Source organism: Paraburkholderia sp. RL17-373-BIF-A (assembly GCF_046030175.1).
Taxonomy (GTDB): domain Bacteria; phylum Pseudomonadota; class Gammaproteobacteria; order Burkholderiales; family Burkholderiaceae; genus Paraburkholderia.
On record NZ_JARESO010000001.1, the window covers coordinates 335,644 to 350,118 of the forward strand.

The window sequence follows — 14,475 nt, forward strand, 5'->3', positions numbered from 1 at the left end:
CGTAACCGAACTTTTTTTGCCACGCCCGCAACGGGCGTGCGCGACCTGACATTTTGAGGTTGTTTTGACACATACCCACGACACCGATTCGTCCGAATCCGAGCGCGCCGTGCCGTCGGCGCGCGCTGACGAAACGCGCACCACGCAAGCGTCGGCAGGCGAGGGCGAGCGCCCGGCGCAGACCACGGAAGCAGACGGTGACGACCGTCCGCGCCGCGGCCTGCGTCGCGGCCCGCGCAGCCTGATCGCCCGGCGCCGCGCCGGCGCGAAGACGAAGGGCGCCGAAGGCGCGCCCGCGCAAGGAGCGCCGGTCATCACCGAGGCGCCGCCGGACGGCGAGGTCGTCGCGCAAGTGCGGATGCCGCGCAAGGACGCGGGCGCCAAGGGTCAAGGGCCGCGCCGCAATGCGGGCGGCGCGAAGCGTGAAGGCGGGCAGCGCGAGGGCGCACCGCGTGACGGCGCACCTCGTGAAGGTCAGCGCGAGCGCCAGCCGCGCGAAGGCGGGCAGCGTCAGAACAGCCGCCGCGGTGGCGAAGCGCCGGTGGCAGCGGCAGCCGCCGGTCAGGACGACCTGTTCTCGTACGTCACATCGCCCGCATTCGACGCGGACAACAGCGCCACCGGCGGCGTGCGCGCACCGATGCTGCGCCGTGGCAAGCCGGCCGCGCCCAAGCGCGTGCTCGCAGCCGACGACGACGCGCCGAAGTTGCATAAAGTGCTGGCCGAAGCCGGCATGGGTTCGCGCCGCGACATGGAAGAGCTGATCGTCGCCGGCCGCGTGTCGGTGAACGGCGAGCCGGCTCACATCGGCCAACGCATCATGCCGACCGACCAGGTCCGCATCAACGGCAAACCGGTCAAGCGCAAGCTGGCCAACAAGCCGCCACGCGTGCTGCTGTATCACAAACCGACCGGCGAAATCGTCAGCCACGCCGATCCGGAAGGCCGCCCTTCGGTGTTCGACAATCTGCCGCCGATGAAAACCGCCAAGTGGCTCGCGGTCGGCCGTCTCGACTTCAATACGGAAGGTCTGCTGATGCTGACCACGTCGGGCGACCTGGCGAACCGTTTCATGCACCCGCGTTATAGCGTCGAGCGTGAATATGCGGTGCGCGTGGTCGGCGAACTGGCGGAAGGCATGCGTCAGAAGCTGCTGCACGGCGTCGAGCTGGAAGACGGCCCGGCGAACTTCCTGCGTATCCGCGATGGCGGCGGCGAAGGCACTAATCACTGGTATCACGTCGCGCTCGCCGAAGGGCGTAACCGCGAAGTGCGCCGTATGTTCGAAGCGGCTGGCCTGATGGTCAGCCGTCTGATTCGTACCCGTCACGGCCCGATTTCGCTGCCGAAGGGGCTCAAGCGCGGTCGTTGGGAAGAACTCGAAGACAACCAGGTGCGCGCGCTGATGGCATCGGTCGGCCTGAAGGCGCCGACGGAAGAAAAGGGTGGCCGCAGGGAAGCGCCGGAGCGCAAGCAGCCTGATCCGATGCAGACGTCGATGGGCTTCATCAGCCGTGAACCCGTGCTGATGTCGCATGGCCGGTTCGACCAGCAGCCGCCGCGCGGCCAGGGCCGGCGCGGTGCGGCAGGCGGTGGCTTCGGTGGCGGCGCGGGCGCCGGTTTCGGCGGTGGTTACGGCAATCGCGGCGCCGGCCGTGGCGCCGGTGGTTTCAGTGGCCCGATGGGGGGCGCGGCGGGCGGCCCGCGTGGCGGCCGTGAAGTCGATGGCAATCGCGCACCGTCGGGCAATGGCAACCGTGCGGCCGGCGGCGGCAAACGCGCCGGTGGCAGCGGCAGTCCCAATCCGGGCAGCGGCGGCGGCAACCGCGGGCCGGGTGGCAATCGCGGCGGCGCTGGCAACCGTGCGGGCGGCGGCAACGCCAACGCCGGCGGCGCCAATCGTGGCGGCGGCGCACCCCGCGGCCGTTCGCGCGGCCGTTAAGCAGCACGCCAGACATGCATGGCGGTCAGCCGTGGATCGTTCTTCAGCGATCTTTCGCCGGCAGCCGCCAGAATCGATCGACGCCATCGGTTTGGCGTCACGCGGTTTCATGTGACGCATAAAACCGCGACGTAAATGGAAGTGGGGGCGGATTTCATTTGCCCCGCCTGTCCAACTCGGGTTCGGGGCGGCATGAGCCGCCTTGCAAAAGGCCCGAAGCGCCGTCATATCGTTGAAAGATTCCCGTGAAATCAACCGGAAAAGCGCGTTGGGCGGCGTTCTGCGGTTTGCGTTTGTCCCGAAAAATGGCTACAATCGCGAAGTCGCTGGGCGTGCGGCTTTTTATGTGCGGCTCAGGTGCGACCACCGGCAATAAGATGATGGGCGTTTAGCCCATTTTTTTTTGCCGATCAGTTCTCAGTGGTTCGGCATCTCGGGTAGCACGAACGTGCGCCGGCTTGGCGCGCGGCCCGCATTGGTTGTTTGCATAACAAGCGGCAGGCTCGCTGCGCGAACATCTAAGAGGGCACTGTGCAACTGACGGAACTGATTGAAACCACGGTCGTGGGACTCGGCTACGAGCTCGTCGATCTCGAGCGCACCGGGCGCGGCATGTTGTGTATCTATATCGACCAGCCGGCCGGCATCGCGATCGAAGACTGCGAGAAAGTCACGCGTCAGCTCCAGCACGTTTTGACGGTCGAAAACATCGATTACGAGCGGCTTGAAGTATCGTCGCCGGGGCTCGACCGCCCGCTGAAAAAACTGGCGGATTTCGAACGCTTCGCAGGCAGCGAAGTGGTAATCACATTGAAAAAGCCATTGGACGGACGGAAATCGTACCGGGGCATCCTGCATGCTCCGCAAGGCGAGACGATCGGTCTGGAATTTGAAGGGAAGGAAGGCGCCGCGATGCTCGATTTCACGCTCGCGGACATGGACAAAGCACGCCTCGTTCCGAAAGTTGACTTTAGGAGCCGCAAACAATGAGTCGCGAAGTGTTGATGCTGGTGGATGCGCTGGCACGCGAGAAGAATGTCGACAAAGACGTGGTATTTGCCGCGCTCGAAGCGGCTCTCGCTTCGGCCTCCAAGAAACTCTTCGAAGAAGATGCGGATATCCGCGTCCATATCGACCGTGAAAGCGGCGAGCACGAAACGTTTCGCCGCTGGAAAGTGGTGCCGGACGAAGCCGGTTTGCAGGAACCGGATCAGGAAATCCTGCTGTTCGAAGCACGCGAGCAGAAGCCCGAGATCCAACTCGACGAGTTCATCGAGGAACCGGTGCCGTCGATCGAATTCGGCCGTATCGGCGCCCAGGCCGCCAAGCAGGTGATCCTGCAGAAGGTGCGCGACGCTGAACGTGAACAGATCCTGAACGACTTCCTCGAGCGCGGCGAGCACATCATGACCGGCTCGGTGAAGCGTCTCGACAAGGGCAACTTCATCGTCGAAACCGGCCGTGTCGAAGCGCTGCTGCGCCGCGACCAGCTGATTCCGAAGGAAAACCTGCGCGTGGGCGACCGCGTGCGCGCCTACATCGCGAAGGTCGATCGCACCGCGCGCGGTCCGCAGATCGAACTGTCGCGTACGGCGCCCGAATTCCTGATGAAACTGTTCGAGATGGAAGTGCCGGAAATCGAGCAAGGCCTGCTGGAAATCAAGGCGGCCGCGCGCGATCCAGGCGTGCGCGCCAAGATCGGCGTGGTCGCGTACGACAAGCGCATCGATCCGATCGGCACGTGCGTCGGCATTCGCGGTTCGCGCGTGCAGGCGGTGCGTAACGAGCTCGGTGGCGAAAACGTCGACATCGTGCTATGGTCGGAAGATCCCGCACAGTTTGTGATCGGCGCGCTCGCGCCGGCAGCCGTCCAGTCGATCGTCGTCGATGAAGAAAAACATTCGATGGACGTCGTCGTCGACGAAAACGAACTGGCGGTCGCGATCGGCCGCAGCGGCCAGAACGTGCGTCTCGCCAGCGAACTCACCGGCTGGCAGATCAACATCATGACGCCGGACGAATCTGCGCAAAAGCAGAATCAGGAACGTGGTGTACTGCGTGACCTGTTCATGGCGCGTCTCGATGTCGACGAAGAAGTCGCCGACATCCTGATCGACGAAGGCTTTACCAGCCTCGAAGAGATCGCTTATGTGCCGCTCAACGAAATGCTCGAGATCGAGGCATTCGACGAAGACACCGTTCACGAACTGCGTAATCGCTCGCGCGACGCGCTGTTGACGCTGGCGATCGCGAATGAAGAGAAGGTCGAAAACGTAGCGCTCGACCTGAAGAGCCTGGACGGCATGGACGCCGACCTGCTCGCCAAGCTGGCCGAACATCAGATCCAGACGCGCGACGAACTCGCCGAGCTGGCTGTGGATGAACTGGTCGAGATGACCGGAATGGAAGAGGATGCCGCTAAGGCGTTGATCATGAAAGCACGTGAACACTGGTTCCAGTGAGAAATGACCATGGCGCACTAAATTGAAGCGGCCGTCAGGCCGCATGACCCGATGCTAACCGCAAGGAATCGGTCCTTGCATTAAGAGGAATGAATGGCGAGTAACAACGTAGCCCAATTTGCCGCGGAACTGAAAATGCCTGCAGGCGTGCTGCTTGAGCAGCTGCAGGCGGCGGGCGTCACAAAAGCGAGCGAAGACGATCGCTTGTCCGAAACGGACAAGGCGCGTCTGCTCGACCACTTGCGCAAGTCTCACGGCTCGACTGATGCTGACAAGCGCAAGATCACGCTGACGAAACGGCATACGTCGGAAATCAAGCAATCCGATGCGACGGGCAAAGCTCGCACCATTCAGGTCGAGGTGCGTAAGAAGCGCACTTTCGTCCGCCGCGACGAAACCTCCGCTGAAAACGGGGATGCATCGAATCATGTGGCCGAGGCCGACGTCGACGATCTCGAACTCCAGCGTCGTGAAGAGGAAGCTCGTCACGAAGCCGAGCTGCTCGAAAAGCAGGCTCAGGAGTTGAAGGCGCGTCAGGAACAACTCGAGCGCGAAGAAGCTGAACGTCAGGCGCGCGAGCAGGCTGCTGAAGCCGAGCGTCGCCGCGCGGAAGAAGAAGCGGCGAAGAAGCGTGCAGCGGCTGCGGCCGAGGCGGCAGCTCGCGAGCAGGCGCAGACCGCCAAGCCGGCGCAAGCCGCGCAGCCGGCGGTCGCGAAGGCTGAACCGGTGGCTGCCAAGGCAGCGGAGCCGGCGGTCGCCAAGCAAAGCGAGCAGGACGACGAGCGCGCCGCCGCAGAACGCGCCGCGCAACGCGAAGCCGCGAAGAAGGCAGAAGACGCAGCGCGTCAGGCTGCCGAGAAAGCGCGTGCTGAGCAGGAAGAAATCGCCAAGCGTCGTGCGGCGGCTGAAGCCGAAGCGCGCGCGATTCGCGAAATGATGAACACGCCGCGCAAGGCACAGGTCAAGGCGCCGGAACCGGCACCGAAGCCGGCTGAGCCGGCCAAGGCCGTGGAAGCCAAGGGCACGCTGCACAAGCCGGCGCGTCCGGCGGGTGAAGCACCGGCGCGTCCGGCAGCCAAGAAGCCGGCTGCTGCGGCTCCGGCTGCCACGACCACGCCTTCCGCCGGCGACAAGAAGAAGCCGGGCGGCGGCAAGGGCGGCTGGCAAGACGACGCAGCGAAGCGCCGCGGCATCAAGACGCGCGGCGACACGAGCGGCGGTGTCGATCGCGGCTGGCGCGGTGGCCCGAAGGGTCGCGGCAAGCATCAGGATCAGAACACCACGTTCCAGGCGCCGACCGAACCAATCGTGCGTGAAGTGCACGTGCCGGAAACCATCACGGTCGCCGATCTGGCGCACAAGATGGCGGTGAAGGCGTCGGAAGTCATCAAGTCGATGATGAAGCTCGGCCAGATGGTCACGATCAACCAGATGCTGGACCAGGAAACGGCGATGATCATCGTCGAGGAACTGGGCCACCACGCGGTGGCGGCCAAGCTGGACGATCCGGAAGCGATGCTGGTCGAAGGCGAAGTGTCCGATGCGGAAGCACTGCCGCGTCCGCCGGTCGTCACGGTCATGGGTCACGTCGACCACGGCAAGACGTCGCTGCTCGACTACATCCGCCGCGCCAAGGTCGCAGCGGGCGAAGCGGGCGGGATTACGCAGCACATCGGCGCTTACCACGTCGAAACGCCGCGTGGCGTCATCACGTTCCTCGACACGCCGGGTCACGAAGCCTTTACGGCCATGCGTGCCCGCGGTGCGAAGGCGACCGACATCGTGATTCTGGTGGTCGCAGCCGACGACGGCGTGATGCCGCAAACGAAGGAAGCGATCGCCCACGCGAAGGCCGGCGGCGTGCCGCTCGTCGTTGCGATCAACAAGATCGACAAGCCGGATGCGAATCCGGAGCGCGTGAAGCAGGAACTCGTCGCGGAAGGTGTCGTGCCGGAAGAATACGGTGGCGATTCGCCGTTCGTGTCGGTGTCGGCCAAAACCGGCGCTGGCATCGACGACTTGCTGGAAAACGTGTTGCTGCAAGCCGAAGTGCTGGAACTGAAAGCACCGGTCGAAGCGCCGGCCAAGGGTCTCGTCATTGAAGCGAAGCTCGATAAGGGTAAGGGTCCGGTCGCAACGATCCTGGTCCAGTCGGGTACGCTGAACCGCGGCGACGTGGTGCTGGCAGGTAGCGCCTACGGTCGCGTGCGAGCCATGCTCGACGAAACCGGCAAGCCGACCAAGTCGGCAGGCCCGTCGATCCCGGTTGAGATTCAAGGTCTCTCGGAAGTGCCGCAAGCGGGCGAAGAAGTCATCGTCATGCCGGACGACCGCAAGGCGCGTGAAGTCGCATTGTTCCGTCAAGGCAAGTTCCGCGACGTCAAGCTGGCCAAGCAACAGGCCGCGAAGCTCGAGAACATGCTGGAACAGATGGGCGAAGGCGAAGTGGCGTACATGCCGCTCATCGTCAAGGCCGACGTGCAAGGTTCGCAGGAAGCGTTGGTGCAGTCGCTGCTCAAGCTGTCTACCGACGAAGTCCGCGTGCAGATCGTGCACGGCGCCGTGGGTGGCATCAGCGAGTCGGACGTCAACCTGGCTACGGCTTCGAAGGCGGTCATCATCGGCTTCAACACCCGTGCGGATGCCCAGGCGCGCAAGCTGGCGGAAACCAACGGCGTCGATATTCGCTACTACAACATCATCTATGACGCAGTGGATGACGTGAAGGCTGCGATGTCGGGCATGCTGGCACCGGAGAAGCGCGAAGTCGTGACGGGTACGGTCGAAGTGCGTCAGGTCTTCAAGGTACCGAAGATCGGCGCGGTGGCCGGCTGTATGGTCACGGACGGTTTCGTCAAGCGCTCGTCGTCGGTGCGCGTGCTGCGCAACAACGTCGTCATCTTCACGGGCGAGCTCGATTCGCTCAAGCGCTTCAAGGACGACGTCAAGGAAGTCCGTCAGGGCTTCGAGTGCGGTATGTCGATCAAGAACTTCAACGACATCGTCGAAGGCGATCAGTTCGAAGTCTTCGAGGTCACCGAAGTCGCGCGTTCGCTGTAATTCACGCGACACGGCTCAAGGGGCGGAGCGGGCTTTAACGCCCGCTCCGCCCGTTGTTTTTGGGGCCACGCGTTTGTCCGTGTCCGTCGCGCACCGCGTCCGCGGTCGAGTTTCTCCTGTTCTGGGCCGCCTGAATGCCGCCTCGACAAAAAAGCCCGCAGCGCGGCGGCGCGAACCACTTTTCTGCATCCGTTAGAACGGATCACATAACACCATGCCTAAAAAACGTTCTTCTCCCAATCGCAATGTGCAGATCGCCGATCAGATCCAGCGTGATTTGTCCGAGCTGCTGCGCGAGGTCAAGGATCCGCGCATCGGCATCGTCACGGTTCAAAGCGTCGAGCTGACGCCGGACTATGCACACGCCAAGGTCTATTTCACGACGCTCACCGGCGATCCGCAGCAGACGCTCGAAGCGCTCACGCACGCGGCCGGCCATCTGCACAATCAGCTTTTCAAGCGCCTGCACATTCACACCGTGCCGACGCTGCATTTCCATTACGACAAGACGATCGAGCGCGCCGTCGAGATGTCGCGTCTGATCGACGAAGCGAACGCCAATCGCGCGAAAGAAGACTGAGCGCGCTGTTCGCCGCGGCGCTCGCTGCCATGCCTGAGTCGCCCTGCGCTCAGTGCTGTTTTCCGTATCCATCGAAGACTTTCGTCTTTCTGACATGACCGCACCTCAACGCCCCCGCGTGCCGCGTCGCGCGCTCGACGGCGTGCTGTTGCTCGACAAGCCGCTCGGCCTGTCGAGCAACGACGCGCTGATTCGCGCGAAGCGTCTCTATCTGGCGAAAAAGGCGGGCCACACCGGCACGCTCGATCCACTGGCAACCGGCTTGTTGCCGCTCTGTTTCGGCGAAGCCACCAAGTTTTCGCAAGACCTGCTCGAAGCCGACAAGACGTACGAGGCCACCATGCGCCTCGGCATTCGCACGACCACTGGCGACGCCGAAGGCGAAGCGATCGACACGCGCGAAGTGACGTGCGACGAGGCGGCGGTCCAGGCGGTTCTGCCGGCATTCCTCGGCGAGATCACGCAGGTTCCGCCGATGTATTCGGCGCTCAAGCGCGACGGCAAGCCGCTGTACGAATACGCGCGCGCCGGTCAGACGGTGGAGCGGGAAGGGCGTGAAGTGACGATCCTCAAGCTCGAGATGCTCGCCTGCGCGTTGCCGGACGTGACGTTTCGCGTGATGTGCAGCAAGGGCACGTATGTGCGCACGCTGGCCGAGGATATCGGCGAAGCGTTGGGTTGCGGCGCGCATCTGGTGGCGCTGCGGCGCACCGGCGTCGGCGCGCTGACGCTCGACAATTCGGTGACGCTCGACGCGTTGTCCGACGCGACTGAAGGCGAACGCGATGCGTGGCTGCAGCCGGTGGACGCATTGCTGTCGACGTTCCCGCTCGTGCAGTTGAACGAAGACGCGACGCGCCGCTTTCTTCATGGTCAGCGATTGAAGCTGTCCGAGTTGACGATCACAGATGACGCCGTGAATGCGCCGCGCGTCAGGGTGTACGCACCGGAAGGGCGTCTGCTTGGCGTCGCGAAGCAAGGTGAGGGCGTGCTGGCGCCGGAACGGCTGGTCGTCACGACGGCGAGCTGAAAGTCGCACAGACGGCGGAGCGCGACAAAGGCGCTGCAAAGAAAAAGGCGGGACCGCTACCAAGCGGTCCCGCCTGTTTCATATCGTCTGCCGGATCGGAGCAGCGCCGAAGACTCAGTGCGCCGCAGCCGCCGCCGCACCGGCATCACCGCCCGCGCGTTCCGGCTTGGTGATCCAGATCAGCGCGATCAGCGCGATAAAGATGCCGGCGGACACGAAGAACAGATCATTCACACCGAGTTGCGCGGCCTGCTGCGTCGCCATCGTGTTGAACAGACCATACGCCTGCGGTTGAGTGAAGCCCGCCGCGCCCATCTGCCGGATCGACTGGTCGAATACCGGGTTGTACGCATTAGCCTGTTCGGCCAGTTGCGCGTGATGCATGATCGTGCGGTGATCCCACGCGGTCTGGAAGATCGACGTGCCGATGCCGCCGCACATGATCCGCACGAAATTCGACAGGCCCGACGCCGCCGGAATCCGGTTGCCCGGCAGCCCCGACAAGGTGATCGACACCAGCGGGATGAAGAACCCCGCCATGCCGATCCCTTGAATCAAGGTGGGCACCAGCAGCGAGTAGGTATCGACGCCGGTCGTATAACGCGAGCGCATCCAGAAGCACAGTGCGAAGACGAGAAACGACAGGGTCGCGATATAGCGCGGATCGGTGCGCGGCAAAACCTTGCCCGTGATCGGCGACAACAGCACGGCGAACAGGCCGACCGGCGCCATCACGAGGCCGGCTTCGGTCGCGGTGTAGCCGATATCGGTTTGCAGCCACAGCGGCAGCAACACCAGATTGCCGAAGTAGAGTCCGTAACCGATCGACAGCGCGACCGTACCGCCCGTGAAATTACGCCGGCTGAACAGCGACAAATCGACCACCGGATGCTCGGCCGTCAATTCCCACACGATAAAGAACGCGAGCGCGATCACCGCGACGAGCGCCAGCACGACGACGGTCGTCGACGAAAACCAGTCGAGATCCTTGCCCTTGTCGAGCATGACTTGCAGCGAGCCGACCCAGACGATCAGCAAACCGAGACCGACGCCGTCGATCGGTGCTTTTCTGATGACGGAATCGCGATTGCGGAAGATCATCCATGTCGCCACGGCGGCAATCGCGCCGACCGGAATGTTGACGTAGAAAATCCACGGCCACGAGATGTTGTCCGAGATCCAGCCGCCGAGAATCGGGCCGGCCACCGGCGCGATCAGCGTGGTCATCGCCCACATGGATAGCGCCATGGGCGCCTTGGCGCGGGGATAGCTCGCGAGCAGCAGCGTTTGCGACAGCGGAATCATCGGGCCGGCCACCGCGCCTTGCAACACGCGCGAAGCGAGCAGGAACGGCAGCGTCGGCGCGAGGCCGCACATCCACGACGAGATCACGAACAGAATGATCGACGCCATGAAAAGGCGTACCTGGCCGATGCGCTCGGTCAGCCAGCCGGTGAGCGGCACGGAGATCGCGTTGGCGACCGCGAACGAGGTGATCACCCACGTGCCCTGGTCGGACGACACGCCGAGGTCGCCCGAAATCGATGGAATCGACACGTTGGCGATCGACGTGTCGAGCACGTTCATGAAAACGGCGAGCGACACCGCGATGGTGCCGATCACCAGTTGCGCGCCCTCGAGCGGCGGATGAGGGACTTGCGCCTGAGCCTGAGCCATTAAAGAAGCCTTGTCTGAATCGTCGCGAGGCTTACATCAGCTTCGCTGCGACCGGCTTCGCACCGCCGGCCTGGGCCGGCTTTTGCGAGCCGCCGTTCGGACCTGCGTTATCCGAAATGATGCGAGCGATTTCCGCGTCAGCCTGGTCGCCGTACTTCTCGAACACATTGGTCTGATAGACCGTGTTCGGCGCCTGGCCGAGCTGGCCGCCGTTGTCGTCCTTGATGCTGACGTCGGCTTGCATGGACAGGCCGATACGCAGCGGATGCTGTTCGAGTTCCTTCGGATCGAGCGCGATCCGCACCGGCAGACGCTGCACCACCTTGATCCAGTTGCCGGTCGCATTCTGCGCGGGCAGCAGCGAGAACGCCGAACCCGTGCCCGCCGAGAAGCCCACCACCTTGCCGTGGTACACCACCGACGAGCCGTACACGTCGGCCGTCAGTTCGACCGGCTGGCCGATGCGCATGTGCTTGAGCTGCACTTCCTTGAAGTTCGCGTCGACCCACACGCCGCCGAGCGGCACGATCGCCATCAGCGGGGTGCCCGGCGAGACGCGCTGGCCGACCTGCACCGAGCGCTTCGCGACGTAGCCGGTGACCGGCGCGGGCAGGTTGTTACGCGCGTTGTTCAGGTACGCGTCGCGGACCTTCGCGGCTGCGGCCTGCACGTTCGGGTGGTTCGCGATCGTGGTGTTGGCGGTCAACGCGCGGTTCGACGCCAGTTGCTGCTGGGCGGCGTCGACGGCGGCTTGCGCGCTCTTCACGGCGTCGCGGGCGTGCGAGATTTCTTCCTGCGACACGGCGCCGGTTTGCGCGACCGTCATACGGCGCTTCAGGTCGTCCTGGGCGCGCGACAGATCGGACTGGCGCTGGGCCACTTGCGCCTGGTATTGGTTGTCGTCGGCGAACAGGCCGCGCACCTGGCGCACCGTCTGCGCGAGATTCGCCTCGGCCTGTTCGAGCGCGACACGGGCGTCGGCCGGATCGAGCACGACGAGCGGGTCGCCGGCCTTCACCGTTTGCGTGTCGTCCGCGTTCACGGCGACGACCGTGCCGGTGACTTGCGGCGTGATCTGCACGACGTTGCCGTTCACATACGCGTCGTCGGTGTCTTCATGGAAGCGCGCGACGAGGAAGTAGTAAAGGCCGTAAGCGATCGCGGCGATCAGGATCACGATGACGAGCAGCGTCATCATGCGCTTGCGTCTGCTGTTGTTCGTCGGTGGTTGTGCCGGTGGTTGTGCCGGTTGCGTCGGCTGTGGGGCCGACTGAGTCGGCTGTGTAGTAGCCGCGGGCTGTTGGGTGGTGCTCATTGATGTGCTCCGGGTTCTTTCAGACGTCGTCGTTTATTCGGATGTTCGTGCGTGTGTTCGATCTGCCTGTGGCTTGAGCGCTCAGTTCGCAGCGGCGGTCGCGGCGGTGGCCGATGCCGGAGCATCGGTCGGCACCACGAGGCCGGTTTGCGTCGCGTCGAAACCGCCGCCGAGCGCCTTGATGAGGCCGATCTGCATGTCGCGGCGGCGCATCTTCAGGCTGGTCACCGTCTGTTCGGCGGCGAGGCGGTTCTGGTCGGCGGTCAGCACCTGCAACTGCGGCGACAAGCCGGCCTTGTAGCGGATCACAGCCAGCTGATACGCTTTGGTCGATGCGTCGAGCGCGCGTTGTGCGTCGCCTTGTTGCTGGTCGATCGAACGGATCGACGACACCTGCGTCGCGACGTCCGAGAGAGCGCTGATCAGCGTCTGGTTGTAGTTCGCCACGTCCAGATCGAAGTCGGCGTAGCGACCCTTCAGTTGCGAGCGCAGCGCGCCGGCGTCGAAGATCGGCAGGTGGATGGCCGGGCCGAACTGGATCTGGCGGCTGCCCGCGGTGAGGAAGCGGCCCCAGCCGAACGCGTCGAAACCGAAGCCGGCCGCGAGATTCACGTCCGGGAAGAATTCGGCCTTCGCCTCCTTCACGTCGTGCATCGCGGCTTCGACTTGCCAGCGCGCGGCGACGATATCCGCGCGGCGCGCGACGAGGTCCGCCGGCAGGTTGTTCGGCAGCGCCACGATGTCGCCCTTGTTCAGCGCGGGCTGGGCGATTTGCAGGCCGCGATCCGGACCCTTGCCGAGCAGCGCGCCCAGCTGGTAGCGCACGACGGTGATCTGGCCGTCGAGGTCGGTCAAATTGGACTGGCTGGTCGCGATGTTGCCGTTCGCGGTTTGCCGCTCGACATTGGTGTCGAGGCCGGCGGTCACGCGGCCGTTGGTAATGCGGCCGATATCCTGGCGATTGGCGATTTCGCGCGCGGCGATGTCGCGGAACGCGTACAGCTGCGCGAGCTGGTTATACGTGCTGGCCACGGAGGCCGCGAGCGTCACGCGTGCCTGTTGCATGTCGGCCTCAGCGGCCTTTTCCTGCGATACGGCCTGGCCCAGACGCTGACGATTCTTGCCCCATAGGTCCAGATCCCAGGACGCGCTCGCAAGCACGTTGTTCTCGTTGTACCAGGTGCCGCCGAAGGGCGGCGGGTAGATCGAGTTTTCCGAGAATATTTCGCGGGTCCACGAATAGCTGCCGTTGACCTTCGGGTACAGCGCCGAGCGCGAACTCTCGATATACGACGAGGCCTTGGCGAGACGCGCCTGCGCCTGCGCGATCGACGGGCTGCCTTCCAGCGCTTCGGCGATCAGCTTGGGCAGTTGCGGGTCGCCGAACTGATTGGCCCAGTCGAGCGAGGGCCACTGGCCGCCCTGGCCGGCGAGGCTCTGGGCGGACTCGTACTGAGCGGGCGACGACATCTGCTTGTCGCTTTTCATACCGAAGTAGTTCGCGCACCCCGTGAGGGCGAGCGCCGTCACCGCGGCGGCGACAGCGGCCCGACTCGAAAGTGCGGGCGCGGACAGGGAAAGGGATTTCATCGCTCGACTCTTTGAGTGGAATGTAATGATGGACACTGCAAGCAATTTCTTACGATTTGCTGTCAAAATTGCTTGCTGCATCACGGGTTAGTCCCGTTTGTTCGCCGGAATTGATGAGCACGCGACGCAGCATGCTCTTCAGAAAACCCACTTCTTCCGGGGTGAAGCCGCCCAGCAGACTGTCCAGCACGCCGGTGAAAATAGCCGGCATTTTGGCGGCGATGGCATGGCCTTCCGGCGTCAGCGCGAGGCGCACGACCCGGCGATCCTCGTTGCTGCGCACCCGTGTCAGCAGGCCGCGTTTTTCCAACCGGTCGATCAGACGCGTGACGGCGCTCGCGTCGATGCCGTATTCACGGGCCAGTTCGGCCGCCAGCAGGCACTTGCCGCTGGCCACCATGAACAGGATGCTGCCTTGCTGGCTGGTAATGCCCAGTTCGGCCATGCTGCGCTGGGTGACCAGGTTCGACAGGGTCGATTTCACTCGCGAGATCAGATAGCCGACGCTTTCGCCTAGCTGATATTCGCTGAGGTCCGGCGTAGGGGTAGAGGACGGCTCCGTCATGATTCTCGTGCGAATGCAATGGTTGACTAGGCAGGATTATAGAGGCCGGTTGATTGACGCGGCAAGTGTTATTACAGCTTAGGCAAGGAACTTTCCCCGCTCAAGTCATAATCCGCGTGATTTTGCGTAGGGTTTCGCCCACGTGCTTACGTTTCGTTTCTGACGGTCCGCTGCGTGGACGACAGCGGGTCTATCAGGGAATACCAGAAAGCTTCATTTGCGCGTGCTACAATATTGGGTTCCCAAAAGTGCGC

At 63.8% G+C, this 14,475-nt stretch carries 9 protein-coding genes and 1 pseudogene; 6 read left to right on the forward strand and 4 right to left on the reverse strand.

Features of this window, described 5'->3' with window-relative positions; translation table 11 throughout:
* The first annotated feature begins 64 nt into the window (after nucleotides 1–64).
* The 6 genes from rluB to truB all read left to right on the forward strand — a co-directional run bounded on the left by rluB (nucleotide 65) and on the right by truB (nucleotide 9,074).
* Complete coding sequence (gene rluB, locus P0D80_RS01465) at nucleotides 65–1,942, forward strand: 23S rRNA pseudouridine(2605) synthase RluB (RefSeq protein ID WP_408280460.1); 1,878 nt, start codon at nucleotides 65–67, stop codon at nucleotides 1,940–1,942.
* 531 nt (nucleotides 1,943–2,473) lie between these two features.
* Nucleotides 2,474–2,932 (forward strand): ribosome maturation factor RimP, encoded by a 459-nt coding sequence (gene rimP, locus P0D80_RS01470; RefSeq protein ID WP_007182297.1) that lies wholly within the window; start codon nucleotides 2,474–2,476, stop codon nucleotides 2,930–2,932.
* On the forward strand, nucleotides 2,929–4,404 hold the full coding sequence (nusA, locus tag P0D80_RS01475) for a transcription termination factor NusA (RefSeq protein WP_091794906.1): 1,476 nt from the start codon (nucleotides 2,929–2,931) through the stop codon (nucleotides 4,402–4,404). The genes rimP and nusA overlap by 4 nt, the downstream gene beginning before the upstream one ends.
* 93 nt (nucleotides 4,405–4,497) lie before the next feature.
* Complete coding sequence (infB, locus tag P0D80_RS01480) at nucleotides 4,498–7,464, forward strand: translation initiation factor IF-2 (RefSeq protein WP_408280464.1); 2,967 nt, start codon at nucleotides 4,498–4,500, stop codon at nucleotides 7,462–7,464.
* Nucleotides 7,465–7,678: 214 nt separating this feature from the next.
* Nucleotides 7,679–8,044, forward strand: coding sequence for a 30S ribosome-binding factor RbfA (rbfA, locus tag P0D80_RS01485; RefSeq protein ID WP_408280466.1), 366 nt, complete (start codon nucleotides 7,679–7,681; stop codon nucleotides 8,042–8,044).
* 94 nt (nucleotides 8,045–8,138) lie between these two features.
* Entirely contained in the window at nucleotides 8,139–9,074 is a 936-nt protein-coding gene (gene truB / locus P0D80_RS01490; protein ID WP_408280469.1) for a tRNA pseudouridine(55) synthase TruB, read from the forward strand.
* 114 nt (nucleotides 9,075–9,188) lie between these two features.
* Here truB and P0D80_RS01495 read toward each other — a convergent pair.
* From P0D80_RS01495 to P0D80_RS01510, 4 genes and pseudogenes are all read right to left on the reverse strand, one after another.
* A pseudogene (locus P0D80_RS01495) lies at nucleotides 9,189–10,781 on the reverse strand (DHA2 family efflux MFS transporter permease subunit); the annotation flags it as partial.
* 1 nt (nucleotide 10,782) lies between these two features.
* Nucleotides 10,783–12,066, reverse strand: coding sequence for an EmrA/EmrK family multidrug efflux transporter periplasmic adaptor subunit (locus P0D80_RS01500; protein WP_408280471.1), 1,284 nt, complete (start codon nucleotides 12,064–12,066; stop codon nucleotides 10,783–10,785).
* Nucleotides 12,067–12,147: 81 nt separating this feature from the next.
* Nucleotides 12,148–13,656 (reverse strand): efflux transporter outer membrane subunit, encoded by a 1,509-nt coding sequence (locus P0D80_RS01505; RefSeq protein ID WP_132374948.1) that lies wholly within the window; start codon nucleotides 13,654–13,656, stop codon nucleotides 12,148–12,150.
* A 49-nt stretch (nucleotides 13,657–13,705) separates the two neighbouring features.
* Nucleotides 13,706–14,221 (reverse strand): MarR family winged helix-turn-helix transcriptional regulator, encoded by a 516-nt coding sequence (locus tag P0D80_RS01510; protein WP_408175763.1) that lies wholly within the window; start codon nucleotides 14,219–14,221, stop codon nucleotides 13,706–13,708.
* Nucleotides 14,222–14,475: the final 254 nt, after the last annotated feature.